Below are 24184 nucleotides of genomic sequence, written 5' to 3' on the forward strand. Positions count from 1 at the left end.
AAAACTGCGATACACTTCTCTTTAGGATTATTCTTAGCCAGTTTCTGGCAGCACGTTTGCGAGAAGAAGTATGTTTCAGTTAAAACCGGGCAGCATGGCGATGATCGTGGGTGCGCGTACGACGGCAGGCCGTCGAAATATTGGTAAATCCGTTGAGCTGTTTGGCCTCTGTCAGCCAGGCCAGCGTTTTGTGAACCCGGTCAACGGCGTCATGACGCAGTTACCCACCACGTCAGCGCGCCCGCTGTGGCTGGTCACCGGTGATGTCTACGCATTTGATAACCAGCACGGTTTTGCGTTTGTTCGCCCGGAACATCTGATGCCGCTGACGCCGGACGAGATGCCACGCATCGTTGATGAGCTGGCGATCGGCTAATCAAAATCTCCGCAACCAGTCCGCCAGCACCTGCGCGTGATTCTGCTCCGTATTTTTCGCACCAAAGAGTAGCGTCACGGTCTGCTGTCGGGCGAGGGCCGCCAGGCGCTTGCCTTCATCCTGATGCTGCGCCAGCTCTTTTCGATAGGCTTCACTGAACGCGGTGAAATCGATCGCTTCACCGTGGAAGGCTTTACGCAGTTCGCTCGACGGCGTTAGCGATTTGCACCACTCATCGTAGGCGAGATCGCTCTTTTTCATTCCTCGCGGCCAGAGTCTGTCTACCAGCACCCGGTAACCATCGTCTGACGTTGCCTCTTCATACACGCGTTTGCATTGAATCATCCGTTTTCCTCCCTACCGTGTGACGTTCAGCAAGAACACTATAGCACCAGGCTTTTATCCACCCAATTTAAGGTATTGTGATAATTGCAAAAGATCGGTAGTCTGAGGTTCCTTATGTTATCTGAAAATCCTCCGGCATAAGGAATCTCTCATGGAACTCTCCCCGGTTAAAACGACGCTGCGCATTGCGCTGGTTGGTGATTACAATCCCGATGTTATTGCGCACCAGGCTATCCCGCTGGCGATTGATGACGCCGCTGCGGTTCTGGATCTCACCGCGGATTATGACTGGCTCGCCACGCCTGAGCTCACCAGTCCCGAAGACCTGGTCGGTTACGATGCCATCTGGCTGGTTCCGGCAAGCCCGTATAAAAACACCGAGGCGGCGTTTATTGCGGCGCGTTACGCGCGCGAAAACAGCATCCCTTTTCTCGGCACCTGCGGCGGGTTCCAGCATGCGCTGATTGAATATGCGCGCAACGTGCTGGGCTGGCACGATGCAGGCCATGCCGAAACCGATACCGAAGGGAGGATGGTGATTGCGCCGCTGGCCTGCTCACTGGTGGAACAAACCGACGCGATCGAACTGCGGAACAACACCCTGATTGCCAAAGCGTACGGAAAGCCGGAAATTCAGGAAGGGTATCACTGCAATTACGGCGTCTCGCCTGAGTTTGCCCGGCAGCTTGAGCGGGGCGACATGCGCGTGACGGGCTGGGACGAGCAGGGCGAGATCCGCGCGGCAGAGCTGGTGACCCACCCCTTCTTTGTGATCACCCTGTTCCAGCATGAGCGAGCCGCGCTGCAAGGGCGCCCGGTGGTGCTGGCCCAGGCCATGCTGCGGGCGGCGCAGGCATAAAAAAAGCAGACCGAAAGGTCCCTTGTGTATCAGCGGGGTGTGATTTCCCGATCGCGCCCGGCCAGCATGCCGCACAGGGCCATCACCACCGCAGCCAGCGCGCAGGCGAGCAGCGGAATGCGCCAGTCTCCGGCGGTATCGTGAATTTTCCCCATCAGCGGTGGCCCACAGGCCGCCAGAAGATAGCCAATGGACTGTGCCATGCCGGAGAGCGCGGCGGCCTGATGGGCCGAACTGGCGCGCAGCCCGATAAAGGTCAGGCCGAGGATCATGGTGGCGCCGGATCCGAAGCCAAACACCAGCGTCCAGACGACGGCCAGCTGCGGCGCAAACCAGAACCCGGCCGCGCTTACGGCGCACATCAGGGCGACAAGCCCGGCAATGCCACGCTGATCGCGAAGACGGTGCAGGATAAGCGGAATGGCGAGACCGGGAACAGCGGTGGCCAGCTGGAGAAGGCCGTGCATGGAGCCCGCCTGCGTTTCGCTGTAGCCGTGGCTGATCAGAATTGCGGGCAACCAGCCGATTATGACGTAGTAAATCAGTGAGTTGATGCCCAGAAAAAGCGTCACCTGCCAGGCAAGGGCGGAGCGCCAGATGGCCCGGTTGTGCAGCGCGCCCGCACCCGTCAGGGTAGCGGCGGGCTTCTGGCGCCATTGCGGTAACCACAGCAGCAGCGCCACCAGCGGGAAGAACATCAGCATCAGCAGCGCCCCGTGCCAGCCGGCATTCCCCAGCGACAGCGGGACGATCAGCGCCGACCCTGCGGCAGCGGCGGCCCCCATCGTCAGCGAATACGCTCCCGTGAGTTTTGCGACCTGGCCCGGAAAATCGCGTTTGATTAGTCCGGGTAACAGGACATTGCCCAGCGCAATCCCGCAGCCAACAACCGCCGTACCGATAAACAGCAGCGACGCCGACGGCAGCGAACGGATGCCAATCCCGATGCATATCAGCAGCAGCGCGATAAAAAGGCTGCGCTCCATGCCCAACCGCCGGGCGACGCCTGCGGCAAGGGGAGAGATTAAGGCGAAGGCCAGCAGCGGCAGCGTCGTGAGCAGACCGGTTTGCGCCGTGCTTAAGCCATAGTCCTGACGGATGGTGTCGAGCAGGGGGGCGACGCCGGTAAACGTGACGCGCAGCGTCGTGGCAATCATCAGGATACCTGCAACCAGCAGCGCACCCTGTTTCCCGGAAGGTTGAATAGCAGTAGTCATTATTGTCTCTTACGTTCAGGCGAGCGCATACAATACCGATTTAAGTCGTGGTTGAAATCAGGCTAAAATGACAGTTTATCGCTAATATCGGACAACTTTATGTACGGACTGGGGCTCGACGGCTACGATCCCGACAGCCAGCACGATGCGGCGGTGGCTTTTCGCATCCGCGTGGTGGCACAAGAACAATTTATTCCGCTTCATCAGCACCGCAAAGGGCAGCTGATTATGGCGCTGGGTGGGGCGATAACCTGCGAAGTGGAAAACGCGATGCTGATGGTGCCGCCCCAGTATGCGGTGTGGATCCCGGGTCAAACGCCGCACAGCAACAGGGCGACGCCCGGCGCGCAGCTCTGCCTGCTGTTTATTGAACCCGGCGCGCTCGACCTGCCGGCGCGTACCTGTACGCTGAAAATATCGCCCCTGGTGCGGGAGCTGGTGCTGGCGCTCGCGGACAGGTCGCGGGAAGAACTGCCGCTTCCCGCGACTGGCCGACTGGTTGACGTCCTGTTTGACGAACTGCCCCTGCAACCGCAGGAGCATCTCCAGCTGCCGGTTTCTCCGCATCCGAAAATTCGCCTGATGAGTGAGACCATGGCAAATGAGCCTGCCGCCTGGCAGACGCTGGCCCAGTGGGCCAGCCACTTTGCCATGAGCGAGCGCAATCTGGCACGGCTGGTGGTGAAAGAGACCGGGTTAAGCTTTCGCCGCTGGCGACACCAGCTCCAGCTGATTGTCGCGTTGCAGTTTTTGATCGGCGGGAAGTCAGTACAGCAGGCGGCGCAGGCGCTGGGGTATGACTCCACCACCGCCTTTATCACCATGTTTAAGAAAGGGCTGGGGCAGACGCCCGCCCGCTATATCGCCAGCCTGACTACGACTTCCCGATAAACAGCGAAACCAGCCCGGCAGCAATCAGCGGGCCAACCGGCACGCCACGAAACAGCGCCACGCCCAGCACGGTGCCCACCAGCAGGCCGGCCACCAGTGAGGGCTGGCTGCTCATCAGCGTCACGCCGCGTCCGCCAAGCCAGGAGACAAAAACGCCCACCGCAATCGCCACCAGCGATTTCCAGTTCACAAAGGAGTGCAGCAGCGTTGAGGCCGGCAGCGTTCCGCTGGCAATCGGTGCCATCACGCCGATGGTCAAAATAATGATCCCGATGGTTAGCCCCTGTTTTTCAATCCACGGGAAGAAGGTGTTTAACGGCGTAACGCGAACGATGATCAGTACCAGAATGGAAATCGCGACGGTGGTGTTGTGGCTGATAAAACCCAAAGCAGCCAGGGCCAGAAGTATAAGCAGAGTAGGGTCGAGCATGACGGGATCCTTGCCAAAAATAGTAAGCCTGCTTACTTTACGCGCAAACGCGACGGCAGGCAGGCTTTACTGAAAAAATTGTCTATTTTTGGGCGCTTGCCTGAAGTCAGTTCACCAGTTGCGGGATAAGCGGACTCCCGTCGCGGATAAACACCGGGATGGTTTCCAGCGTCGCGGGCACCCGGATATGCTCCCCGCCGGGGTAGCGTTCGCCGTTAAGGGCGACCCAGCTATTGCCATTCGGTAACCAGACATCGCGCTCACGCTGACCGGCCTGCATAACCGGCGCCACGAGAAGATCTTCGCCAAACAGATACTGATCTTCACACGCCCAGCTCTGCTTATCCTGCGGATAGTGCCAGAACAGCGGACGCATTAGCGGGTCTCCGTGCAGATGCGCCTGCTGGTACAGCGCGTCAATATACGGGCGCAGGGTTTCGCGCACGGTAAGCCAGTGCTGCATGATGGCGTAATTCTCTTCTCCGTAACTCCATAGCTCATTAGGCGAACCGCTGTTACATTGAGGAATACCGTCCCGATAGCGCTCCGGGGGCTGGATCTGCGGCTCGCGATAGCCGTGCATGCGCAGAACCGGCGTAAACACCGCCCACTGGAACCAGCGGATCAGCAATTCGTGGAACGCCGGGTCGTTGACATTCCCTCCCTGGAAGCCGCCGATATCGGTAGTCCACCACGGGATACCCGCCAGCCCCATATTCAGTCCGGCGGCGAGCTGATTGCGAAAAGCATGGAACGAAGAGTGGACATCACCCGACCACGCCAGCACGCCATAGCGCTGGCTGCCTGCCCAGGCGCAGCGTACCAGGTTAACTATCTCAGTTTCACCGTTTGCCTGTAGCCCATCGTAAAAGCCCTGCGCAAAATCGCGCGGGTAGCGGTTGCCCACTTCCAGCACCGGACCGGCGTGGTAGCGATAGTTATCAAAATCATAGGCGCGGTACTCCGGTTCCGCTTCGTCGAGCCAGAACTGTTTGATGCCCAAGTCGTAGTAGTTTTGCTTCACCGTATCCCAGACAAACTCGCGCGCCTCGGGATGCGTGGCGTCAAAGAACGTCGTATTGCCCATAAAATCGAGGTTAACCTGCACGCCGCGTTCACTGCTGACAAGCCAGCCTTTGGCTTTCATCTGCGGGTAGAGGGGGCTGCGCGCCTCTACCGTTGGCCACACCGACACCATCAGCGCAATACCCATTTCGCGCAGTTCGTCGACCATTGCTTTAGGATCGGGCCAGTCCACGGGATCGAAGCACCAGGTGCCCTGATTCGGCCAGTGGAAAAAGTCGATGACCATGACCGACAGCGGCAGGTTACGGCGGCGATACTCCCGCGCGACCTCCAGCACCTCCTGCTGGGTGCGGTATCGCAATTTACACTGCCACAGCCCGCTGATAAATGCCGGGGCTGCCGGGGGCATACCGGTGGCTTTCACATACTGGCGGGTGATCTCCGCCACCGTGTCAGCGGCGGTGATCCAGTAGTCCATTTCACCTGTGACCCGGGCGCGCCATTCCGTCTGGTTTTTTGCAAAGCTGGCTTCGCCAATCGCCGGGTTGTTCCACAGCAGGCCATAGCCAAGGCTGGACTGCATAAAGGGGACGCTTGCCTGGGAGTTGCGCTGCGCCAGTTCCAGCGTGCAGCCTTTCAGATCCAGCCACGGCTGTTGATACTGACCCATGCCATAGAGGCGTTCTTCCGGACGCGATTCAAACCGGACGGTGAGCTGATATTTGCCGCCCATCAGCGGCTCAAATTCGCGGCCATCCAGCTTCAGGGCGCTGACGTATTTATCCTGACTTTTCTCGCTGGCACCGATACCGACCGTAGAACGCTGGCGCCACATCTCCTCCAGCAGCAGCTCACCGCGCTGATTGTAAAAGGCCAGCTGACCTTTAAGGTTCAGCCTCGCGGTGATATTGCCGTTGCGCAGCGTCAGGCTTTCCGCTTCGGCGACGATTTCAGCCTGGCAAGGTGCAGCGGGTAACAGCGCCTGCAAGGCTTCATCGAACGTCGGGGAACAGGTGGCCCTGACGCGCAGGCTGTTTTCCCCCCAGGGTTCAATACGCAGGATCTGACGTTCAAAACGCCACTCGATACTGTTGGAATGTTGAATCAGCTCACTCATGGATAACGCGTCCTTCTAAACGGGGTGTTTGGCGAGATGGATAGACTGCATGGTGCTGTCGTCGAGCTTGTACCAGCGCAGCGTGGCAAACGCGCAGAGCGACAAGATGCCAGGCACGAGAGTGAAGAGGGCAATGATGCAGTACATCGCCGTGGTGGTCTGTTCCGGGGCATTGGCCACATAGCCGCTTAAGCCCAGCGTCCAGCCAACAATCGCGCCGCTGATTGCCATCCCCAGCTTGAGTACGGCGAGGAAGGTGGAGAAGATCACGCCGTCCATGCGTTTGCCCTGTTTCCATTCGCCGTAGTCGGCGACGTCTGCCATCATCACCCACATCAGCGTGGTGGTGGCCTGGTAAAGGGTGGAGACGATGAACGTCATAGGTACCAGAATCAGCACCGACTTAGGCGCAAAGAACAGAGCGATACTGAGCACTCCCGCCAGCACGGAACAGTAGCCAAACATCTGCACTTTGCTCACGTTCTGCGTCAGGCGTTTAGCCAGCGCGCTGCCTGCGGCTTTTCCGAGAATATGCGCGCCGAGCATCCACATAAAATAGCTCGCGCTACCGAGATAATACGTGACGAAATACATCATTGCGCCAAGGCGAATAACGCCAAAACCAATGTTGGTTATTACCAGTACGGCGACAACACGCCATTGGTCGTTTCGTAATAAATCCCTTAGTTCCGCAAGATAATTATTGTGGGTGGCGGGAGCCTTAATACGCTCGCGCGTATTGGCGAAGCAGATCCAGAACATGACGACCGCGACGGTCGCCATAATGGCCATCGCCCAGCGGTAGCCCAGCAATTTATCGTCGCCGCCTAAAAATTCTGCCAGCGGCATCATAAAGAATGTCGACAGCGCGCCGCCCAGCGTGGCCAGGAAAAAGCGATAAGACTGGAGGGAAATTCGCGCATCGTTGTCAGGGGTAATTACCGCGCCCATAGAGCAATAGGGGATATTAATCGCGGTATACATCAGCATCATCAGGGTATAGCTGACGGTCGCGAAAATCATTTTACCATGTAGATCGAGCGACTCCGGTACGGCGTAGGTCAGCAGACAGCTGGCCCCAAAGGGCAGCGCCAGCCACAGCATCCACGGGCGGAATTTGCCCCAGCGTGTGCGCGTCCTGTCGGCGATATAGCCCATCGCCGGGTCTATGATGGCATCGGCGGTTCTCGCCAGAAGAAACATGGTGCCCACGAATGCCGCAGGCAGACCCACCACGTCCGTATAGTAAAACGTCAGAAAAATAATGACGTTATCCAGCCCAATATGGCTCGCCATATCGCCTAACCCATAACTGATTTTTTCTTTACGGGTAATTATTTCGGTCATTGTATTCACCTTGCCAGTGTAAGGTTTATTTATGAGGTGCTCCGTTAACAGAGTTAACCATGATGAAAAGGTTAACAATTGCGAGATCTGGCATCGGGGTTACGTTAATTTCTTTTCGTGATACCGGTAACAAATAAATCATATAATGAGTGACTTTGCGCAGCAGAGCATATTTCGCTCAGAATCGTTTCAGCGGCAAAATAGTCATTTTATTGATGCATCGCTGTCATGTCGCTGTCATTTGGCGGGGGTAAAAAAGGGGTGATCGGAGCAACGCTGAGGGCATCATGAACGATCCTATGTTTGTCGAAACGCTGGTTATCTCCTCTTCGTTTTTTATCATCGCGATTATTTTGATCGCGTCCGTGCTGCTGCTGGAAAACGGCTGACCGTTAGCCAGCCTCTGTATTTATTGTTTCCGGAAGGTCACAAGCTCAGGACGGGCGATGCGCAGATAGTCCTGGGTATCCATAATCACCGACTTTTCCAGCAGGCCAGCGTTGAAGGCGATCTCGTCGAAACGCTCAAACAGCAGCGGATCGGCGACCAGCGTCAGATCCGGATGAAAGCTGAACGGGGGAATGGCGCCGAAAACGCAGCCGGTCAGGGTATCAACTTCCGCCGGACTGGCGAGAGAGGCCTTCAGCCCACCGAAATGGCGGGCAAGCAGGCTCAGATCGGCCTGCCGATCGGCGGCGAGGATAGCCAGAATATGTTTCTTTACGCCGTTGCCTTTTACCTTGCAGACCAGCGCTTTTGCACCCTGTCGGATATCGGTCCCGCGAATTTCACTGACCGCTTCGCATTTGCCAACGGCCTCATGCTCCATCACGCGAAAGCGCGCACCCTGTTCGGTTAATAAGCTGATAAGCTGCTGATGGGTCGTCGTCCCAGTCACGTCACCAGACATAATGAATTCACCTGTGATTTGCCAATACGCAGCTTGCTACCTTAGCACGGGACGGAGAGGGCTGAAAGAAAACAGCCAGCGGGAGCGCTGGCTGTTGGGTCATGCATTGCTGGTGGACGATTGCTTCTGGAGCAATTCGCTAAAATCTAAGTGACTGAATTTAATTCGTAAAACTCTTTCCCCAAAACATCCCCAAAATAATTCCCCAAAACTCCCTGTTTAAATCACAACTTTTTTCCATTCTAGACCACGATCATCTCCATACATTACGCTCATTGCTTCGGTTTTATGCCCTAAAAGAGTTTTGACATCTATACCCTGAGCTTTGTATGTTCTTGATGAAAGCGAGCGCTGTTCATGAAACGGCGGAAGGGCAGTGCAATCCTTAGGCCAGGTGATATTTGCTTTATCTCTTGCCTCCTTAAAATATCTTGATATTGTTTTTTCGGGAACGTGAGATCCCGCTTTACCGTAAGCGTGATGCTTAACATGGTGGATCAGATAAGGGCTCACTACTCTATCGCGACACTTACTAATAACATCAGCCAGAGTCAACCCGATTGCATCGCACTTTAAATTTAAGGGGATAGCTAACTTCATCCCGGTTTTATTTTGGGTAACATGAAGGTGATTATCCCAAATGTCACTAAACTTCATCTCGACTATGTCACCTATCCTTTGCCCGGTTACTAAAGCCAAAAGCATAGAATTTTGAGCGCAAGGCGGCAAAGAGCCTGCGCTTTCAAAAATCAATTTCCATTGTTCAATGCTAAGTCTGCTTCGTTTCACTTTGGCTATTGGATTTTTTACAGCTAAGGCTGGGTTGTAGCCAGGATCAACCTCGCCAGCATGCTGCGCCTCTTTGAACACGTCGTTTAGTACGCTTCTTATCAGCTGGCCCATTCTGTGCTTTCCCTCTGCCTTATATTCATCAATAATTTTTGCAATGAGTCTTGTATCAACATCCTTCAGGCGAAGGTTTGGCACTCTATCTGCGAGGATCTGAGAACATAATCGTCTGGATTTTACAGTAGGGTTTTTTATCTCACCGTCACGCAACCTTTCCATCTGAATTTCGATGTATTTTTTAATCCACTCAGAAACACGTATACCTTGATCCTTTTTACCTGAGCTCTTCATTGCCATATCAATCAGAGCATAAGATTGCTGAGTTTCTTGTTCTGCGGTTATACGGTTCATCTCGATTGCAGCAGCTTTTGCCGCTTCATCATCTGTTCCGAATCCAATAAATGAACCTGTTACAGGGTGGCGATATTGCCAATAAATTTTTGAAGTACGCTTATCTAACTTACAGTAAAGGTTGGGTATTTTGACATTATGTTTTCTGGGGCGAGCTGCCATTTATTGCTTTCTCCACTAACTGGCGGGCCTTGTCTGATAATGATGACGAAATATCAACACTGCCAACCATGCCAACAAAACGAGCATCTTCATCTATAACCCAGCGTCGACCTTGCTTTAAGGCTGGCGGATAAGTCTGTTTGGTCTTTGCTATTTTGTTTAATGCTGAGTTGCTTAATGGATATTTGAATCCATTAGGACCAGATGCCCACTCATGAAGTGTTACTAACTGCCCCATGCGTTTCTCTCCACTTAACCGGCTGCACCCGGTGTTTATTTCTGCAATTTATCCTTCATGCTCTTAACTGTTACCGTAAGCAGATCGATATCAGTCACTTTGCCATGAATTATTTCAGCTATCCGCTCAACGATAGCGCGGTAGTTTGTTTGTTCGGCACCCTGAAGAATGGCGGCGCGGCGGTTCATACCATCCAATGCAATGCGCATAGCCTGAATCCCTGCCGAACCATCAGGGTAAATCCCGTAACGCTCGAATATGTCGATGTGGTTACGCATGAACGTAGGTGTAAGCTCTTTGTAGGCATGAGCAAGCGGAACAGAAACATCATCAGGCACAGATACCAGCGCCGGGGCAGTGTTTGTGCTCTTAAGGAAGTTAATACTCTTTAAAGTGTCATCCTCAAGCGTCGAACCGGTGTAGCCATTGGAGCAAGTTTCAGCGCGTTTATGGTGATACCTTAATGCAGCAATGCATTTTCTTATCCCGTCACAGCGCGTTTCCTCTAGCTCTTCCGGTACTGATTCCTCCGCTTCGAACGCTCCCAAGGCCATTTTCATCGCCGCCAGCGCCATCGCCGCATCTTCGTTTACTGCGCCGGGCACAGCATCGCGCTCATCTTCAAGCTCAGCGATTGTCCTGAGGAGCCATTCTTTGGTTAGTTCGCTCATGGGTTAGTCCTCAGTAATCGAAATCGACTTTGAATTCGTGTTCACACTCAGGACACTCGACCTCTACGCCTGTAGTTGCCGGAGTGTCATGTTCACAAGCGCCAAAACGAGCATCGGTCCAGAAATCATCTTGCACGCTGATAATGTCGAAGTACTCCCCACACTCGGGGCATTCAGTGTGCAGTGTGATGCCCCATGCTGCTGAATGATTAGCCATATCACTCTCCTTTACCTGCTGCGGCGGCGCGCTCAGCCTCACTCTGCTCCCAGAACCACCGGTGAAGGTTCAAGAGTTCTTCGTCGAGAGGAGCATATTTTCTGTCAAAGTAGGCTTGGGCATCTTTCTCCGCCTCGTCCGGCAATTCACCTGGACCAAACAGCGTGTTATAAATCCATGCCAGCCCCTTTTTGGCGTCGCCAGTTCCCTGCCATTCGATGATTGCGGCCTGCATTACCAGAATGTTTTTCCCGATTAACAGGTCCAGTTCTTTGTGGCGGTTTTTGATGTATGCGTTGTCGCTCTCCAGCTCAGAAATCCTCTTCTCAGCGGCTTCCAGCTCATCCAGCAGCGCCAGATAATCAGAGTGTTTTACGTACCCACCGTCAGCCCACTCCATCATGTCGACACCGAAGTTTGCATAGCGCTGCACTTGGCTGTCCTGTTTGTCGATGTTGCTCAAGACTGCACTCCTTTGCGAATTTGGGCGGCAATGTCCGCACCTGTGTATACGGCTCCGGCAATCACGCCAATTTCGTCTCCTTCGAAATTACCCTCGTCAATCAAGGATTGGAGTTTGGACGTCAACATCTCCACACCCTGAGCCCGCACTTCAGCCAGGGAAGCGTCGGTAGCCGGGGTTTTAACGTCGACCAGCATTCGAACGCTTTCGACATTCTCCGAATCGGTTGATTGCTGCCATCCGATAGTTGCGTCAATCGCTGTCTTCAGCCCCGCATTCTCCGCAGCCATCACCGCAGCTTCATTACGAACCTTACGCAGTTCCAGAACAGCTACCTGCACTGCATAAGCGAACATAGCAGCAGGGCGGTCACTAACTTTTTCACTGTCTCGTTGCATGTTGACAGCAATAGTCATCAGTTCATCCAGCTGTTCGCCGGTCATTGGTTTATTGGCTGTCATGATTTTGCTCCTGTTGCATTTTGTATTTTTTAACAAAGTAGGAAACGGCCTTTGACTGGTTTACAAGCACTCTCTTGTCATCCATGTGCAGCCATACATTTTTACCTCGGTAGATAACGGCTGAACCAATATCCTTACCGTTCATCCTGACGTAGAGGACCTTTCCGATAATCTCTGTTGAAGGGACTGGCTGGGAAAGGCGGTAAGTTTCACGCGCTTCGGCAATTGCTTTATGTTCGTCCATAATCGACAGCGCCTCGGCCAGGGCAGTGCCTTCAAGAGTGAAGACACCTTCATCACTAATCGTGGCCTGAGCCATCAGCTCAACGAAACGGCGTGCGTTCTTTACGCTCAGTTCCGGCGCGATAGAGCTACGGGTTACTTTCGATTTACCCTGGGCAGCCGCTACAGCTTTATCATGTTGGAGAACTTTCCCGGCCTGTTCGCCATACTCCATAACGCGATCAACCGCGACATCGACTGACACAGCGCCGGATTTAACCTCCTGCTGAACGTCATGGTTCGCCGTGCTGAGGAGCAGCAGCTTCTCGACGGTGGCCACAGACTTATTCACCAGCTTTGCTATCTCGCTGGTGGTCTGGTTAAAGGCGTTATGTAGCTCCTGAATAACAGCTGCCTGTTCCATATCGGATAGCGGGAGCTGGTTGTTACTGGTCATGATGCGCGCCAGGCGCTGAACATCGCTACCGTTGAACGGCATGATGTGGATCCGGTCTACTGGCTTACCAGCTTCTGCACAGCGCGCATAGCAGCGACGCCGACGGTGGCCTTCAACAACCCACACTCCACCTTCATCACGGGCGATAACCTCCAGCGGGGGAACAGAGCCACCATTCATCAGATAGTTGAAAAGGTCATCATCTGCCTGGCGGGTACGTTCATCATCTTCGCGTTTGTTGAAACCTTCACGCACATGGATTTGGTCAAGGCTGATGAACATCCCGGTATCGGTGCGCTTGATTGTCCCGTCACGGGTCATTTGCTTGAATGAGTTAGCCATCAGAGAGCCACCTCGTTATTTTGGGAAATAACGACGGTAGACAACTCACGCAGTTCTCGCTGGGCTTCCAATAAATGCATATTGGTTCTGGTCTTCGTGTGGCGTTCAACAATGCGGTCACACTCTTTGGCCCAGCTTGCGACATCTTCACGCAGAGTAGCGTTCTGAACAGCCAGTTCCTTACGCTGAGCCATCGCTTCACAAAGCGCGACGCTGGTTACATCAAGGCGCGTTGCCATTTCGTTAACCAACCAACCATAAGCGGCAGGAAGGAGAGGGGCTGCCTTACGCGCTGCGTCGATCAGCTGCTCCCGGGTCATGCGTGGTTGTAACTCGGTGACGTTCTGTGTGTTCGTCATGGATAGTTTCTCCGTGTTATACGCGCTCTGCACAGCGCTGAATTTTGGTTGCACGAATCCCGGCACTTGAATGCTGCCAAATTCGTTTTTATTCATTAGGTATTAAAAATATTCTCGATTATCAGAACGAACGCGTTCGAGAATAATTTTTGCTTCATCCAAGGTTGGTGCAAGCAAGGCTTTCTCTATCGCTCTGGCAAAACTAATCGCATCGCATTCGTAGCTGTCTGCCCGTGATTCCCAATCAGATGCCTCTTCTTCAGCAGAAGAAATGCGGTCATCGTATTCATATTCCAGCTCGTGGCGAACCTCAGCGCGAAGACTTTCACGAATAATGTCTGACGCTTCTTCAAGTGGAAGAATGACCAGTAAATTCTCGGGCTGATAAGTACCATATTTAACAGCCAAATCATTTGCAGACATGCTACCTCCAGAAAAAGCGCCCGCCGCTGAGCGGGCAAATAACATTTTTCCAATCCAACCAGAACAGGCTCATCGTCTCCTGTTGGTTGAGATGGCGTTATTACCATCACCAAGCACCCTGAGGATGCTTGAGGCTGGCAGCCACAATCGACACTGCAATGTCGACACGTTACTTCTCCACAATTGAGAGCGCGTTCTCCTGAGTTGATTCAACGACTGAGGCCTCTCAAGATGTATACAGAACGCGCTTTCAGTTGTGAAAAAATGCGGTGGTCAGCAAGGAAAACAAACAAAGCACTGCCACCGCCAAGACTACACACAGCATCTGGTACAGCTACTACGGTTAACACAACTGGAAGCGCACTCCGTTCGTTTACTTACCTGCCATCCACAACCGATAGTTGATGGAGTGCGCTTTCATGTTGTGTGCCGGGATTCCACCGGCTCCCATCTGTTTTTATAGCCACTCAGATATCGTCTGGGCTGTCACCTGATCGCCACGCTGGTGAAACGTCTCTGGCCGTCGTACTTGCCTGGCTTGCACATTCCGGCTACCCGCTGGATCTGGAAAAAGTAATGCAAGGAATCCCCGGACCGCTGCGACACATGTGCCATATGCCGTACTGCTAACCTACCGATGGTCTTAAACATCATCACCCCGGCGCATATTGAGTATCACCAATAGTAATTAAATGGTCAACACCTGTAGTGATAAAAATATCATCAGTAGTGTTAACTTTATGATTGTTAAGGTGAAAAAAGATGCAAAAAAAAGGAGCCGGATGGCTCCTTACTCGAAGATATTTTCAGGCCATTGGGCCTTAACAACTTTGCCGATTATCCTGCAATTCTCATTACATTCAATGGCCTGATAGCGAGGGCTGGGGTTTAGAGGTTCAAGCCATGGCTTACCATCTTCTCGAACATATTTTTTAAATGTGACCTCTGAATCGTTGAAGATACCTGCAACACAGAAATCACCAGGCTCAACATCCTGTTCTGGATCTATGAGTATAAGCATTCCCTCAGGAAAACTCGGTTTTACTCCTGGCGGGGCAGTCATCGAATGACCTGATACCTCAAGCCAAAAGGCAGAATCACTGGCTTTAACAGTAGTTGAAACCCATTCCTTCGCGTCTCGTTCTGTGTATGTATTAACCGGGCAAAATGAGCCAGCCTGTACTTCGGTTAATAGCGGGTACTCATACACAGAGGAATGACTCCTTCCGTTCGCAATCGCCTCAAACATAGCTGATATCTCAGCTGCAAGGGATGGGCTGAAATCATCGACTTTTACTCCGAGAATTTTAGCGAACTGTGCAGCATGGGTAGCGTTGATAGCATTTGTGCCATTCAGTAACTGAGCGACACCACTTTGTCCCATACCCATTTGTTCAGCCAAAGTCTCCTGTGAGAGCCCCAGCGCTTTTTTCTTGGACTCAAAGATAGCTTTCAGCCTGTTGGCATCGGCAATTTGTTCGGCGGTCAATGGTTTCTTTTTCATTCTCATAATTTATCACCGCACGGCATAATCACCAATCACCGCTAGTGTTGACATATTTATCACTAACAGTGATACTCCTTATGTGCAAACCACGAGGAAAACCAATGAAGATTATTCCGCTATCTGAATATGTTTTGGAAAACGGTCAGGCCAAAACAGCTGAAGCTCTTGGGGTATACCAAAGTGCCATCAGTAAAGCCCTCAAGCGTAATCGCAGGGTAAACATCCTGGTTAATGAAGACGGGAAAATTGAAGCCGAGGAAGTACGACCATTCCCTAACAAAAACAAACCTGCTGATCCTGACGTTGCAGTAACACCGTAACCCAGCAATCAGCATTTCGTAACTACCAAAGGAAAAACAACATGGTAGAGCCAAGCCTGAAAGAAGTAGTTAAAGCGATGTGCAAAGCGTATCCAGGAGGCCGTGAGGCTATGGCCGGTGCTCTTGGGATGTCAGTAACGCAGTTCAACAACAACCTGTATGAGAAGAATGGCTGCCGCTTCTTTGAAGTGAACGAGCTGGAGGCCATGGAAGACATCTCGAATACGTCCCTACTGGCAGATTACTTTGCCCGTCGTCGTGGTGCGCTGCTGGTGGACGTTCCTCAACTTGAAGACCTTGATCGTGTCGACCTGTTTGATCGTGCTATGAGAACGTCAGCAGCGCGCGGACGTGTTGATACCGTGATCCAGAGAGCTCTCGAAGATGGAGTAATCGAACGTCATGAAGCTGAAGAAATCAACGAATATCACCGCCGTCATCTGGCAGCGCGTGAAGAAGAGATCCGCGCGATTGTCGCGCTGTTTAGCCGTAAGAAAAGCCAAAAAAAGTGACGCCCGCGAGTGTGCAGCTCCGGGCGTCGTGGCGTGTCGTATTCAGTGGAGAAACTAACGCATGAACAGTTTAAACCGATTGAGACCAGCGAAGCAATTCAGATGCCTTCCACTGGTGGGGAAAGATTCCCCGTTCGGCTATGTGGAGAGATTAAACAACCAGGCGGATCAGAACAACTACCAGCCTGTGAACGCGATGGTAGAGGCATTTGCACTGATGAACGAGAAGGGGCGTGAGGAATGGCTGAAGTTGACCGGCGATTCAGAGACCACAGAGGCATCACCGTCCACGTCATCAGATGGGAGCCCGAGACTCGACGCGTTATATACCTTCGCGAAGGGTACGATCATGAGTGCTTCAGGCCTCTTGAGCAATTCCAGCGTAAAATTACAGAGTTAAAGGACGACCATGAGCACTAAGTTAACAGGTTACGTTTGGGACGCTTGCGCTTCTTCAGGCATGAAGCTGTCCAGCGTTGCCATCATGGCGCGTCTGGCAGATTTTAGCAGTGATGAAGGGGTTAGTTGGCCTTCCATTGCTACCATCGCGCGCCAGATTGGTGCTGGTGAGAGCACGGTTCGCACAGCCATATCTCAGCTGGAAAAAGACGGCTGGTTAACGCGCCATCAGCGTCGTAAAGGCAACCGCAATGCGTCAAACGTTTACCAGCTCAATGTTGCGAAATTACAGGCTGCTGCCTTTTCTCACCTGTCAGAATCTGACGCATCAAAATCTGACGCATCAAAATCCGACCCGTCAAAATTTGATGCGTCGAAAAACAGTAATAATGGCAGTTTTCACCCGTCAGAATCTGGTGGGGATCCGTCAGTAAAATCAACTACTGATCCATCAGATAAAAAACCTAATTGTCAGGTTGCGCCGCAACCCGACACTGCATGTGTCAATCAGGTTGATTTGATAGCTGGTCAGGCAGTCTTAATCCTCAACCATCTCAATGAAGTTACTGGTAAGAGTTTCCGCAAGGGGAAGAGCTCCCTGGATAACATCCGCGCCAGACTTCGTGAGAGCTTTACGCCCGATGAGCTGCTACTGGTTATTGATTACAAACACGAGCAGTGGAAAGACACGAAATACTACGAGCACATGCAACCTACGACGTTGTTCAGGCCAACGAAGTTCGAAGGATATTTGCAGAATGCTTTGCGCTGGAATAGCAAAGGTCGACCTAAGCGTGAGGACTGGGACGCTGTCCGCAAACAAGATCCATTGAAATTCGGTCAGCCAGACAAAGCCATCCCGGCGGGCTTCAGAGGAGCGAACTCATGAGTCTTCTGAAAGATATTCAAATTTTCATCGCTGAAAATCCTGGGTTAACTAACAAACAAATCGCAGCTTCAATGCCTCAATACAACGTTCACTCTGTACAGCGCGGTGTATGCCATCTGGTCAAACTGAATCGCGCAACCCGCAAGCATAACGGTAAGTGCTACCAGTATTTTGCCAAAGCGCCGGGTGGTGACGTTAGCGAGGGGCGTTCTGCACTAAAAATTAACCGGGCAGATACACCCGCTGTATTAGAACACGAAGAAGCGCCGAATCCAGCTGTAACCACGATGATGGATAAGGCTCAGGACCTGTTTGAAAAAGGGTTCTACCTGCGTGCGGCCACGGTTCTGATGGATGCCTTCAATCGCTCTAAGAACGAAGAGCAGCGGATGAAGATACTGATTGAGCGTCAGCGTTGCCTGAGCATGGCGCCGAAAGTGAAAGCACCCTCTGATGCATGGTGTCTGGCTGGCCGAGCGAGGAATGTCTGATGAAATATTCACTGATTTATGCTGACCCTGCGTGGGAATACGGGAACACCATCAGCAATGGCGCTGCAAATAACCATTACGGCACGATGAAGCTTATCGACATGAAGCGCCTCGCGGTTTGGGACCTGGCTGCCGATGATGCAGTTCTGGCTATGTGGTTCACCGGTACGCACACCCGAGAAGCTATCGAGCTGGCTGAAGCGTGGGGCTTTAAGGTCCGCACGATGAAGGGCTTTACCTGGGTAAAGTTCAACCCACTGGCAGAGAAGCATATCAACAAAGTACTTCAGGCAGGCCGTGTGGAAGATTTTTACGACTTCCTCGACCTGCTGAACGCACAGACACGCATGAACGGCGGGAACTACACCCGAGCCAATACCGAAGACCTGTTGATCGCCACCAGGGGAAATGGACTTGAACGCAAGTGCGCCAGCATCAAGCAGGTTATTTACAGTCCACTCGGTGAGCACAGCCAGAAACCAGCAGAGGCGCGTTTCCGTCTGGAGAAGCTTTACGGTGACGTTCCGCGCATCGAACTATTCAGCCGTTGCGGAGCGCCTGGCTGGGACCACTGGGGAAATCAATCTGAATCACCAGCTGTTGAGCTTATACCGGCAGTTGCCGTTCCCATGAAAAAACTACAGGAGCGCGCCGCATGAAAAAGCTATCTACCGAGCATGAGAACGCTGTGCGTGATGTAGCCCGTCAATGCAACGATGCCATCAAAAAAGCCCTAAAGCAGAAGCCAAAGCCAAGCTGGAATGTCGTAGTGCCTCCGATCCTGAAGGAGTACCACGAGAAGGTTAAACCGATGGGCGTAAGCCTGGTGATGTTTAACAGCGTAATCGGACGCCTGAACGGGCGTTATGGAGTCGAGTCATGATCGAATTAACGCCGCGTCAGAATGAAGTGTTCGAAGCCATCAAGGTTCATATCGAAAAGGCAGGCTTCCCACCTACGATGCTGGAGCTTGCCGGATTAATTGGCTGCGCATCACCGAACGCTGCTGTTGCGCACGTGAAGTCACTTAAGAAAAAGGGTTACATCAATGTTGCTCCTGGCGCAGCCAGGGGCATTACCGTCGTCAAAACGGAATGGGATACAGATCCAGTGACGATCATCAAAGACCTGCTATCCGGTGGAGATAAGGCCAGAGATAACGCTGTTGAATGGCTGAAAAAACAGGGAGTGACGTTATGAAACTGGTGCTCCCGTTCCCACCGAGCGTAAACACTTACTGGCGAGCCCCAAACAAGGGACCGTTAAAAGGCCGCCATCTTATCAGCGAGAAGGGCAGGGCATACCAGAGCGCGGCATGTGCAGCGATCATTGAGCAACTGCGTTGCTTACCAAAACCATCATCATCACCAGCTGCGGTGGAGATCCTTCTCTTTCCGCCAGATGCCCGCCGCCGCGACATCGACAACTACAACAAGGCTCTGTTTGATGCGCTTACGCATGCTGGCATTTGGGAGGATGACAGCCAGGTGCAGAGAATGCTGGTGGAGTGGGGGCCGAAGGTAGCGGGGGGACGTGTAGAAATATCGATCAAGAAACATGAACCTCTGGCGGGTGCAGCCGCCTGATAAGTGGAGAAGAGCATGAATCAGATGAACATCACCGTAACGTGTCCGACGCACCATGCCGCCGCAATGGGCCATCAGATAACGATGTCCAGTCGTGAAATTGCGAAGTTGGTTGATTCCCGTCACAGCAATGTCTGCGTAACCATCGAGCGACTGATGAAATCCGGCGTGATTGGGGGGTATGCTGCAATGCAGTACACCCATCCTCAGAACCAGCAGGTTTACCACTACTACGAAGTTAATAAGCGAGACAGCTATGTCATCGTCGCGCAGCTGTGTCCGGAATTTACTGCCCGTCTGGTTGATCGCTGGCAGGAACTGGAGAGCGGGGCCGGGATGGTTGTTCCCCAAACACTCCCTGAAGCACTCAGGCTCGCCGCCGACCTTGCCGAACAGAAGCAACGTCTGAGTGAAGAACTGGCAATAGCCGCACCGAAGGCTGAATTTGTTGATCGCTACGTCAAAGCCACCGGGTCAATGACATTCCGGCAGGTTGCAAAGCTCCTTAACGCCAAAGAACCCGAGTTCGCGATGTTCCTCATTGAGAATGGCATCATGTACCGCCTGAACCGCGTGCTTACTCCGAAGAGTAAACACATCGAAGCAGGCCGATTTGAAGTTAAGACCGGGACCACCAACCAGACAAACTATGCGTTCAATCAGTCTCGTTTCACGGCGAAAGGGGTGCGCTGGATAGGTGGACTTTGGGCAGAGTATGTCGCTAAGGGGCAAATTGCGTGAGAGCCATACTGACGCCTGAAATTGCGCCGATGTCCGGGGTGGTTCTGTTCCGCCCTGGTAACGAACTGCTCTGGCTATTCCGTCAGGGAAGGGTAGTTATTGAGCCACCATCCGAAGCCATCCAGCATCTGCCATCTGGATTAATCCCTGAAGCCCACCAGCCCCTGACTGACGATGCCAACATGCAGGCTATTTTCGTTAACGAGAGGGTCATTCAGCGAGCTGGTGGAATGAGTAGCCTTGATGCCTGGCTGGAGAGAAAATTTGAATGTCAGTGGCCTCACACTGACTGGCATGCCAGTGACTTTACGGTTATGCGCCACGCTCCGGGGAGCATTCGTGTTTGTTGGTCATGTGATAACCATTTACGTGAGCAAACCACTGAAAGACTGGCAGGAATTGCCATGCAGAACCTGGTAAAATGGCTTCTGGAAAGGGTAAATATTGATTTAGGTTTCAGTACTGACCACACTCTTTCGCTTCCTGAGTTCTGCTGGTGGATGGTACGTAACGATCTGGCTGACCTTGTTCCTGAATCAGTGGCGAGTAAAGCACTCAAAATCAAGCCTGAACAGCATAGTTCAGTGATGAGGGAAAGCGATATTGTCCCGTTATTACCGGCTACGCAAATCTTTCAGGAGAAGGCAAAAAAGATAGTGTCGGTGAAGGTCGATCCTGAATCACCGGAATCTTTCATGCTTAGGCCAAAGCGCCGACGCTGGGAGAACGATAAGTACACCCGCTGGGTGAAGTCGCAGCAGTGCAGTTGCTGCAATAACCCGGCAGACGACCCCCACCACCTGATAGGCCACGGGCAGGGTGGAATGGGTACCAAAGCGCATGACCTGTTTGTGATACCGCTGTGCAGAGCGCATCACGACGAGTTACACGCTGATCCCGTGGCATTTGAAGCGAAATACGGCGACCAGTTAACGCTGCTGTTTCGGTTTTTAGATCGTGCGCTGGCAATCGGCGTACTGGCGTAAGTGGAGACGCAAATGATCAATCCTTCAGAAGTAGGCAAATCCGGCGAGTTGGTTCGCCTTCGCACTCTCGAAAGTATCTGGGTACAGGGAAAGCTCCGCATGTGGGGCCGCTGGTCTTATATCGGTGGTGGCTCGGGCGGAAACATGTTCAACCAGCTGCTGGCATCCGGGAAAATAACCAAATCCGCCATCAACGATGCGCTGCGCCGCATGAAGAAATCCGGCATCACTAAACCCGAGCTGGAAGCATACCTGCGTGAAATTCTCGACAGTAAAAACAAAACTGGCCTGGCGTTCTGCTCAGACGAGGAGGGGCTAAAGATTGACGGCGTTATTGCCGCAGTGCTTATGAACGAAGAATACCGTGGGCTATATGGCGTGATTGTTGATCGTCATCGTCTGCGCAAGAGCAAACTCCAGATGGCTAAAGAGCTTAATTCAAAACACCCCGACTGGACCCTTATCACGTGCCGCCGTCGCATTGATACATGGGTAAGTCTTGCAGAATCGATCCTTTACGCACCACTTTGTGACGCGTTCGGAACAAATAGCGACAGATTTAAGTTGCAGGGTGAGCAAGAAAGTGCTTAAATTGTGTTAGGCTCGGGACAGTAAAGCGTTCTGAGCGATAGAACGAGTCATAAACCCGCAAGCAATGCGGGTTTTTTGTTATGATGACCTTTTAAATTCATTAAGGTCTCGTCATGTGGTTAGGCATACCATTCCTATACGTTCATGAGCGTTTAGCAGATACAATCAGTATTGATAAAATTGCTACAGTTTCTGTAGACTCTTCATTCTCATGGGAAACAATAATTGCAGCTTTCATTAGCGGCTTGGTTCCCGCTTTAATTTCTTTATATGTTATCCGGCAAAATAATGAATCGGTTAGATATCAGCAAAGCCGCGAAGACAAAAGGAACTATGCAGCCCATGTTAGGCTTAACGTCAGTGAATATGCATATCAACTCACGAAAGTAAAAGAGTTACATTCTGAATGGATTGATGAAGGGATTAAAGGTGTTAGCTATAAACGCCCTGAAATTGAAAAAAATATGTCGACTGCTTTACTTGAGCTTGAGAAATATAAAGTAAGTTTGCTTATATCAGTACTTGAAGATGAAAAAGGATTGGCCTTTAAAAAATCAATAAATGACATTCAGAGTTATTTGTCAGAAATAATCATAAAGAAACATGCAAGTATAAATGACTCAAGGAATTGGGTTGGTAGATATTCTGATTTTATATCTGACGCTAATAAATATCTTAATAACTGACCATTCAACCGATTAACACATAAGCCACGTTTAGTGGCTTTTTTTATCCCCTCGTTCTGAGAGGAATCACGGCAATAAGAGGGGGCTAAATGTCCGCAGAACCGATATCTGCTACGGCAACTGCTGGTGTTGCTGCCGGAACTACCGGAATCACCTTCGCCACGATGTTTCCAGAAGCTACCCCAGCTGTAATGCTTTGCTCACTTGCTGGGGCCGCTCTTTACGTACTTAGCAGTGAAGATCACAAGCTCTGGAAGCAAATACTGTTTGCGCTTATCTCATTTATCGGTGGGGTTTACTGCGCTGGAACAGCATCCGAAATCATCGCAGCGCTTATCAATGCGGCATTAAGTCACCTTTCTCCGCCAGTTGCCGTGAAGGTATCCCCAGCGATAGGCGCGCTGGCGGCCTCCACGGTTTCTGTCACCGTCCTTCTTCGCGTTCTCAAGCGCTCGAAGACAGGAGACTTACCCGGATTGAAGGGGGAAGAATGACGTGGCAAACACTGATCCTGAACATTAACGCTGTTGCATGCATCCTGATAACCATACGCCTGATGTTCTTCAGAAAGCGGAGCCTACGCCGCCGCCGTCTGATGGAATTTCTCGCGTATGGGCTGATCCTCGCACCAGCGTTTACCGCTTTCCGCATCTGGCATGGTGATTACGTGCAGGTTGATTACGGAGAGTTGGTCGTCAATCTCATTGTCTGCATAGCCGTATGGCGTGCTCGTGGCAACATCGCAAGAATCGCAGGGGAAAGCACAACGTGAACCAATCACAATTTCAGAAGGCGGCTGGTATCAGCGCCGGGTTAGCTGCGCGCTGGTTTCCGCATATCGACGCCGCTATGAAGGAATATGGCATCACCGCACCGCTTGATCAGGCCATGTTTATTGCCCAGATGGGGCATGAAAGCACCAGATTTACCCGACTGGTGGAAAACCTGAATTATGCGGCAGAAAACCTGGTACCGACGTTCGGCAGCCACCGCATCACGCAACAACAGGCCGCCGCACTTGGCAGAACGGCAACGCAACCGGCAAACCAGAAAGCGATCGCCAATCTGGTGTACGGCGGTGAATGGGGTAAAGAACACCTGGGAAATCAGGTCGCTGGTGATGGCTGGAAATATCGCGGTCGCGGGCTGAAACAGGTTACCGGCCTGAGCAACTATCGCAGTTGTGGCCACGCTCTAAAACTTGACCTTGTTACCCATCCGGAGCTGCTTGAACAGGATGAATACGCCGCGCGCTCAGCTGCATGGTTCTATTCGTCTCGCGGTTGCCTGCTACATTCCGGAGACGTGGAGCGCGTCACGCTTCTTATCAATGGCGGCAGAAACGGACTGGATAAACGCCGCGCGCTGTTTAACCTGGCGAAATCCGTTCTGGTGTGAGGTCACTATGGGATTTGAGACGATTATTGGGATTGTAGCGGCAGTCATCGCTGCCATCGCCGGCGCTTTTGGCCTGGGCCATATTCGCGGCACCAGCAAAGCGGAAGCGAAAGCAGACCAGCAGCGCACCGAAGATAACGCAGCGGCAATGGTCGCAGCAGCCGAACGCCGGGTAGAAACAACGAAAGAGGCCAGCAATGTACAGCAGACTGTTAACCATATGCCTGGCGACGATGTTGATCGCGAGCTGCGGGACAACTGGACCCGTAAGGGTTGAGGTGGTGGACACGGCTTGCGACTGGGTTAAACCCATCTACGGAACGGATCACGACTGGGATGTGCTGG

At 52.4% G+C, this 24184-nt stretch carries 37 protein-coding genes; 21 read left to right on the forward strand and 16 right to left on the reverse strand.

The genetic code is table 11. The features are described from left to right. Nucleotides 1–70: 70 nt before the first annotated feature. Complete coding sequence (locus tag INF58_RS04645) at nt 71–376, forward strand: hypothetical protein (protein ID WP_193527121.1); 306 nt, start codon at nt 71–73, stop codon at nt 374–376. Here the strand turns inward: INF58_RS04645 and INF58_RS04650 are convergent, their stop codons facing one another. Continuing rightward, nucleotides 377–721, reverse strand: a complete 345-nt coding sequence (locus INF58_RS04650; protein ID WP_193527122.1) for a DUF488 domain-containing protein — start codon at nt 719–721, stop codon at nt 377–379. 151 nt (nt 722–872) lie between these two features. On the opposite strand from INF58_RS04650, the gene INF58_RS04655 reads away from it, so the two are divergent. Further along, nucleotides 873–1580 carry a CTP synthase gene (locus INF58_RS04655; protein WP_112791739.1) on the forward strand — a complete coding sequence of 236 codons (708 nt, stop codon included), beginning with the start codon at nt 873–875 and terminating at the stop codon, nt 1578–1580. A gap of 29 nt (nt 1581–1609) precedes the next feature. On the opposite strand, the gene INF58_RS04660 is transcribed toward INF58_RS04655, so the two are convergent. Beyond that, nucleotides 1610–2797 carry a CynX/NimT family MFS transporter gene (locus INF58_RS04660; RefSeq protein WP_131638139.1) on the reverse strand — a complete coding sequence of 396 codons (1188 nt, stop codon included), beginning with the start codon at nt 2795–2797 and terminating at the stop codon, nt 1610–1612. 99 nt (nt 2798–2896) lie between these two features. On the opposite strand from INF58_RS04660, the gene INF58_RS04665 reads away from it, so the two are divergent. Beyond that, nucleotides 2897–3688 carry a helix-turn-helix transcriptional regulator gene (locus INF58_RS04665; protein ID WP_107535147.1) on the forward strand — a complete coding sequence of 264 codons (792 nt, stop codon included), beginning with the start codon at nt 2897–2899 and terminating at the stop codon, nt 3686–3688. Here INF58_RS04665 and INF58_RS04670 read toward each other — a convergent pair. The 3 genes from INF58_RS04670 to INF58_RS04680 all read right to left on the reverse strand — a co-directional run bounded on the left by INF58_RS04670 (nt 3672) and on the right by INF58_RS04680 (nt 7608). Beyond that, entirely contained in the window at nt 3672–4118 is a 447-nt protein-coding gene (locus tag INF58_RS04670) for a DUF441 domain-containing protein (RefSeq protein WP_063449023.1), read from the reverse strand. The two genes, INF58_RS04665 and INF58_RS04670, sit on opposite strands and share 17 nt — an antisense overlap. Nucleotides 4119–4224: 106 nt before the next feature. After that, nucleotides 4225–6261, reverse strand: a complete 2037-nt coding sequence (locus INF58_RS04675) for a TIM-barrel domain-containing protein (RefSeq protein WP_193527123.1) — start codon at nt 6259–6261, stop codon at nt 4225–4227. A 15-nt stretch (nt 6262–6276) separates the two neighbouring features. Next, entirely contained in the window at nt 6277–7608 is a 1332-nt protein-coding gene (locus INF58_RS04680) for a glycoside-pentoside-hexuronide (GPH):cation symporter (RefSeq protein ID WP_131638135.1), read from the reverse strand. Nucleotides 7609–7895: 287 nt separating this feature from the next. Here INF58_RS04680 and yoaI point away from each other — a divergent pair, with 287 nt between their 5' ends. Further along, complete coding sequence (gene yoaI / locus INF58_RS20905; protein ID WP_226842027.1) at nt 7896–7997, forward strand: small membrane protein YoaI; 102 nt, start codon at nt 7896–7898, stop codon at nt 7995–7997. Nucleotides 7998–8017: 20 nt separating this feature from the next. On the opposite strand, the gene INF58_RS04685 is transcribed toward yoaI, so the two are convergent. The 11 genes from INF58_RS04685 to INF58_RS04735 form a co-directional block, all read right to left on the reverse strand. After that, a complete protein-coding gene (locus INF58_RS04685; protein ID WP_063866401.1) occupies nt 8018–8518 on the reverse strand; it encodes a YbaK/prolyl-tRNA synthetase associated domain-containing protein in 501 nt (166 codons plus the stop codon). A gap of 219 nt (nt 8519–8737) precedes the next feature. Beyond that, nucleotides 8738–9880, reverse strand: coding sequence for a phage integrase Arm DNA-binding domain-containing protein (locus INF58_RS04690; protein ID WP_032103854.1), 1143 nt, complete (start codon nt 9878–9880; stop codon nt 8738–8740). Beyond that, entirely contained in the window at nt 9855–10118 is a 264-nt protein-coding gene (locus INF58_RS04695) for an excisionase (RefSeq protein ID WP_022650818.1), read from the reverse strand. Before INF58_RS04695 ends, INF58_RS04690 begins: the two co-directional genes overlap by 26 nt. Before the next feature lie 35 nt (nt 10119–10153). Further along, complete coding sequence (locus tag INF58_RS04700) at nt 10154–10789, reverse strand: hypothetical protein (protein ID WP_193527269.1); 636 nt, start codon at nt 10787–10789, stop codon at nt 10154–10156. A 10-nt stretch (nt 10790–10799) separates the two neighbouring features. Then, nucleotides 10800–11006: a hypothetical protein gene (locus INF58_RS04705; RefSeq protein WP_193527124.1), complete on the reverse strand. Its 207-nt coding sequence runs from the start codon at nt 11004–11006 to the stop codon at nt 10800–10802. A gap of 1 nt (nt 11007) precedes the next feature. Next, entirely contained in the window at nt 11008–11409 is a 402-nt protein-coding gene (locus INF58_RS04710; RefSeq protein WP_370552642.1) for an ead/Ea22-like family protein, read from the reverse strand. Nucleotides 11410–11465: 56 nt separating this feature from the next. Further along, nucleotides 11466–11930: a hypothetical protein gene (locus INF58_RS04715; protein WP_190322512.1), complete on the reverse strand. Its 465-nt coding sequence runs from the start codon at nt 11928–11930 to the stop codon at nt 11466–11468. After that, nucleotides 11917–12951, reverse strand: coding sequence for a chromosome partitioning protein ParB (locus INF58_RS04720; RefSeq protein WP_047737268.1), 1035 nt, complete (start codon nt 12949–12951; stop codon nt 11917–11919). The genes INF58_RS04715 and INF58_RS04720 overlap by 14 nt, the downstream gene beginning before the upstream one ends. Then, nucleotides 12951–13406 (reverse strand): hypothetical protein, encoded by a 456-nt coding sequence (locus tag INF58_RS04725; RefSeq protein WP_227415014.1) that lies wholly within the window; start codon nt 13404–13406, stop codon nt 12951–12953. Before INF58_RS04725 ends, INF58_RS04720 begins: the two co-directional genes overlap by 1 nt. 6 nt (nt 13407–13412) lie before the next feature. Then, nucleotides 13413–13733: a hypothetical protein gene (locus INF58_RS04730; RefSeq protein ID WP_022648915.1), complete on the reverse strand. Its 321-nt coding sequence runs from the start codon at nt 13731–13733 to the stop codon at nt 13413–13415. Nucleotides 13734–14523: 790 nt separating this feature from the next. Continuing rightward, complete coding sequence (locus INF58_RS04735) at nt 14524–15243, reverse strand: LexA family transcriptional regulator (protein ID WP_023305899.1); 720 nt, start codon at nt 15241–15243, stop codon at nt 14524–14526. A gap of 98 nt (nt 15244–15341) precedes the next feature. On the opposite strand from INF58_RS04735, the gene INF58_RS04740 reads away from it, so the two are divergent. The 17 genes from INF58_RS04740 to INF58_RS04820 all read left to right on the forward strand — a co-directional run bounded on the left by INF58_RS04740 (nt 15342) and on the right by INF58_RS04820 (nt 24116). Next, nucleotides 15342–15560, forward strand: a complete 219-nt coding sequence (locus tag INF58_RS04740) for a Cro/CI family transcriptional regulator (protein WP_023305900.1) — start codon at nt 15342–15344, stop codon at nt 15558–15560. Between the two features lie 41 nt (nt 15561–15601). Further along, nucleotides 15602–16072, forward strand: a complete 471-nt coding sequence (locus INF58_RS04745) for a YmfL family putative regulatory protein (RefSeq protein WP_032634711.1) — start codon at nt 15602–15604, stop codon at nt 16070–16072. Between the two features lie 240 nt (nt 16073–16312). Then, a complete protein-coding gene (locus INF58_RS04750) occupies nt 16313–16492 on the forward strand; it encodes a DUF4222 domain-containing protein (protein ID WP_193527126.1) in 180 nt (59 codons plus the stop codon). Beyond that, nucleotides 16482–17360: a conserved phage C-terminal domain-containing protein gene (locus INF58_RS04755; RefSeq protein WP_193035412.1), complete on the forward strand. Its 879-nt coding sequence runs from the start codon at nt 16482–16484 to the stop codon at nt 17358–17360. Before INF58_RS04750 ends, INF58_RS04755 begins: the two co-directional genes overlap by 11 nt. Then, entirely contained in the window at nt 17357–17851 is a 495-nt protein-coding gene (locus INF58_RS04760) for a hypothetical protein (protein WP_193035414.1), read from the forward strand. Before INF58_RS04755 ends, INF58_RS04760 begins: the two co-directional genes overlap by 4 nt. Continuing rightward, the gene (locus INF58_RS04765) at nt 17851–18510 is read left to right on the forward strand and encodes an MT-A70 family methyltransferase (RefSeq protein ID WP_193035416.1); all 660 of its coding nucleotides are present in this window, start codon (nt 17851–17853) and stop codon (nt 18508–18510) included. Before INF58_RS04760 ends, INF58_RS04765 begins: the two co-directional genes overlap by 1 nt. Next, complete coding sequence (locus INF58_RS04770; protein WP_022650831.1) at nt 18507–18734, forward strand: hypothetical protein; 228 nt, start codon at nt 18507–18509, stop codon at nt 18732–18734. The genes INF58_RS04765 and INF58_RS04770 overlap by 4 nt, the downstream gene beginning before the upstream one ends. Then, entirely contained in the window at nt 18731–19051 is a 321-nt protein-coding gene (locus INF58_RS04775) for a LexA family transcriptional regulator (RefSeq protein WP_193035418.1), read from the forward strand. The genes INF58_RS04770 and INF58_RS04775 overlap by 4 nt, the downstream gene beginning before the upstream one ends. Beyond that, nucleotides 19048–19437 (forward strand): RusA family crossover junction endodeoxyribonuclease, encoded by a 390-nt coding sequence (locus INF58_RS04780; RefSeq protein ID WP_022648904.1) that lies wholly within the window; start codon nt 19048–19050, stop codon nt 19435–19437. The genes INF58_RS04775 and INF58_RS04780 overlap by 4 nt, the downstream gene beginning before the upstream one ends. A 24-nt stretch (nt 19438–19461) precedes the next feature. Beyond that, entirely contained in the window at nt 19462–20178 is a 717-nt protein-coding gene (locus INF58_RS04785; RefSeq protein WP_370552234.1) for a phage antirepressor KilAC domain-containing protein, read from the forward strand. After that, a complete protein-coding gene (locus INF58_RS04790) occupies nt 20175–21164 on the forward strand; it encodes a DUF968 domain-containing protein (protein WP_193527127.1) in 990 nt (329 codons plus the stop codon). The genes INF58_RS04785 and INF58_RS04790 overlap by 4 nt, the downstream gene beginning before the upstream one ends. Before the next feature lie 12 nt (nt 21165–21176). After that, nucleotides 21177–21755: a DUF1133 family protein gene (locus tag INF58_RS04795; RefSeq protein WP_193527128.1), complete on the forward strand. Its 579-nt coding sequence runs from the start codon at nt 21177–21179 to the stop codon at nt 21753–21755. Nucleotides 21756–21868: 113 nt separating this feature from the next. After that, the gene (locus INF58_RS04800; RefSeq protein ID WP_193527129.1) at nt 21869–22441 is read left to right on the forward strand and encodes a hypothetical protein; all 573 of its coding nucleotides are present in this window, start codon (nt 21869–21871) and stop codon (nt 22439–22441) included. A gap of 89 nt (nt 22442–22530) precedes the next feature. Then, nucleotides 22531–22935 carry a putative holin gene (locus tag INF58_RS04805; RefSeq protein ID WP_006809173.1) on the forward strand — a complete coding sequence of 135 codons (405 nt, stop codon included), beginning with the start codon at nt 22531–22533 and terminating at the stop codon, nt 22933–22935. Then, nucleotides 22932–23213 (forward strand): phage holin family protein, encoded by a 282-nt coding sequence (locus INF58_RS04810; protein ID WP_129258457.1) that lies wholly within the window; start codon nt 22932–22934, stop codon nt 23211–23213. The genes INF58_RS04805 and INF58_RS04810 overlap by 4 nt, the downstream gene beginning before the upstream one ends. After that, nucleotides 23210–23839, forward strand: a complete 630-nt coding sequence (locus tag INF58_RS04815; protein WP_193527130.1) for a glycoside hydrolase family 19 protein — start codon at nt 23210–23212, stop codon at nt 23837–23839. The genes INF58_RS04810 and INF58_RS04815 overlap by 4 nt, the downstream gene beginning before the upstream one ends. Nucleotides 23840–23846: 7 nt before the next feature. Next, nucleotides 23847–24116, forward strand: coding sequence for a hypothetical protein (locus tag INF58_RS04820; RefSeq protein ID WP_063959340.1), 270 nt, complete (start codon nt 23847–23849; stop codon nt 24114–24116). The last annotated feature ends 68 nt before the right edge of the window (nt 24117–24184 follow it).

The organism is Enterobacter cloacae complex sp. P24RS, assembly GCF_014982165.1.
Taxonomy (GTDB): Bacteria; Pseudomonadota; Gammaproteobacteria; order Enterobacterales; family Enterobacteriaceae; genus Enterobacter; species Enterobacter quasihormaechei.

Coding starts and splice junctions, on each gene's coding strand:
- yoaI (WP_226842027.1), top strand. CDS start 7,896: ATGAACGATCCTATGTTTGTCGAAACGCTGGTTATCTCCTCTTCGTTT.
- INF58_RS04795 (WP_193527128.1), top strand. CDS start 21,177: ATGATCAATCCTTCAGAAGTAGGCAAATCCGGCGAGTTGGTTCGCCTT.
- INF58_RS04780 (WP_022648904.1), top strand. CDS start 19,048: ATGAAACTGGTGCTCCCGTTCCCACCGAGCGTAAACACTTACTGGCGA.
- INF58_RS04785 (WP_370552234.1), top strand. CDS start 19,462: ATGAACATCACCGTAACGTGTCCGACGCACCATGCCGCCGCAATGGGC.
- INF58_RS04680 (WP_131638135.1), bottom strand. CDS start 7,608: ATGACCGAAATAATTACCCGTAAAGAAAAAATCAGTTATGGGTTAGGC.
- INF58_RS04710 (WP_370552642.1), bottom strand. CDS start 11,409: ATGATGGAGTGGGCTGACGGTGGGTACGTAAAACACTCTGATTATCTG.
- INF58_RS04810 (WP_129258457.1), top strand. CDS start 22,932: ATGACGTGGCAAACACTGATCCTGAACATTAACGCTGTTGCATGCATC.
- INF58_RS04650 (WP_193527122.1), bottom strand. CDS start 721: ATGATTCAATGCAAACGCGTGTATGAAGAGGCAACGTCAGACGATGGT.
- INF58_RS04705 (WP_193527124.1), bottom strand. CDS start 11,006: ATGGCTAATCATTCAGCAGCATGGGGCATCACACTGCACACTGAATGC.
- INF58_RS04685 (WP_063866401.1), bottom strand. CDS start 8,518: ATGTCTGGTGACGTGACTGGGACGACGACCCATCAGCAGCTTATCAGC.
- INF58_RS04695 (WP_022650818.1), bottom strand. CDS start 10,118: ATGGGGCAGTTAGTAACACTTCATGAGTGGGCATCTGGTCCTAATGGA.
- INF58_RS04735 (WP_023305899.1), bottom strand. CDS start 15,243: ATGAGAATGAAAAAGAAACCATTGACCGCCGAACAAATTGCCGATGCC.
- INF58_RS04670 (WP_063449023.1), bottom strand. CDS start 4,118: ATGCTCGACCCTACTCTGCTTATACTTCTGGCCCTGGCTGCTTTGGGT.
- INF58_RS04820 (WP_063959340.1), top strand. CDS start 23,847: ATGGGATTTGAGACGATTATTGGGATTGTAGCGGCAGTCATCGCTGCC.
- INF58_RS04765 (WP_193035416.1), top strand. CDS start 17,851: ATGAAATATTCACTGATTTATGCTGACCCTGCGTGGGAATACGGGAAC.
- INF58_RS04665 (WP_107535147.1), top strand. CDS start 2,897: ATGTACGGACTGGGGCTCGACGGCTACGATCCCGACAGCCAGCACGAT.
- INF58_RS04690 (WP_032103854.1), bottom strand. CDS start 9,880: ATGGCAGCTCGCCCCAGAAAACATAATGTCAAAATACCCAACCTTTAC.
- INF58_RS04725 (WP_227415014.1), bottom strand. CDS start 13,406: ATGAATAAAAACGAATTTGGCAGCATTCAAGTGCCGGGATTCGTGCAA.
- INF58_RS04715 (WP_190322512.1), bottom strand. CDS start 11,930: ATGACAGCCAATAAACCAATGACCGGCGAACAGCTGGATGAACTGATG.
- INF58_RS04745 (WP_032634711.1), top strand. CDS start 15,602: ATGGTAGAGCCAAGCCTGAAAGAAGTAGTTAAAGCGATGTGCAAAGCG.
- INF58_RS04760 (WP_193035414.1), top strand. CDS start 17,357: ATGAGTCTTCTGAAAGATATTCAAATTTTCATCGCTGAAAATCCTGGG.
- INF58_RS04800 (WP_193527129.1), top strand. CDS start 21,869: ATGTGGTTAGGCATACCATTCCTATACGTTCATGAGCGTTTAGCAGAT.
- INF58_RS04755 (WP_193035412.1), top strand. CDS start 16,482: ATGAGCACTAAGTTAACAGGTTACGTTTGGGACGCTTGCGCTTCTTCA.
- INF58_RS04730 (WP_022648915.1), bottom strand. CDS start 13,733: ATGTCTGCAAATGATTTGGCTGTTAAATATGGTACTTATCAGCCCGAG.
- INF58_RS04805 (WP_006809173.1), top strand. CDS start 22,531: ATGTCCGCAGAACCGATATCTGCTACGGCAACTGCTGGTGTTGCTGCC.
- INF58_RS04740 (WP_023305900.1), top strand. CDS start 15,342: ATGAAGATTATTCCGCTATCTGAATATGTTTTGGAAAACGGTCAGGCC.
- INF58_RS04645 (WP_193527121.1), top strand. CDS start 71: ATGTTTCAGTTAAAACCGGGCAGCATGGCGATGATCGTGGGTGCGCGT.
- INF58_RS04775 (WP_193035418.1), top strand. CDS start 18,731: ATGATCGAATTAACGCCGCGTCAGAATGAAGTGTTCGAAGCCATCAAG.
- INF58_RS04700 (WP_193527269.1), bottom strand. CDS start 10,789: ATGAGCGAACTAACCAAAGAATGGCTCCTCAGGACAATCGCTGAGCTT.
- INF58_RS04750 (WP_193527126.1), top strand. CDS start 16,313: ATGGCTGAAGTTGACCGGCGATTCAGAGACCACAGAGGCATCACCGTC.
- INF58_RS04655 (WP_112791739.1), top strand. CDS start 873: ATGGAACTCTCCCCGGTTAAAACGACGCTGCGCATTGCGCTGGTTGGT.
- INF58_RS04675 (WP_193527123.1), bottom strand. CDS start 6,261: ATGAGTGAGCTGATTCAACATTCCAACAGTATCGAGTGGCGTTTTGAA.
- INF58_RS04720 (WP_047737268.1), bottom strand. CDS start 12,951: ATGGCTAACTCATTCAAGCAAATGACCCGTGACGGGACAATCAAGCGC.
- INF58_RS04770 (WP_022650831.1), top strand. CDS start 18,507: ATGAAAAAGCTATCTACCGAGCATGAGAACGCTGTGCGTGATGTAGCC.
- INF58_RS04660 (WP_131638139.1), bottom strand. CDS start 2,797: ATGACTACTGCTATTCAACCTTCCGGGAAACAGGGTGCGCTGCTGGTT.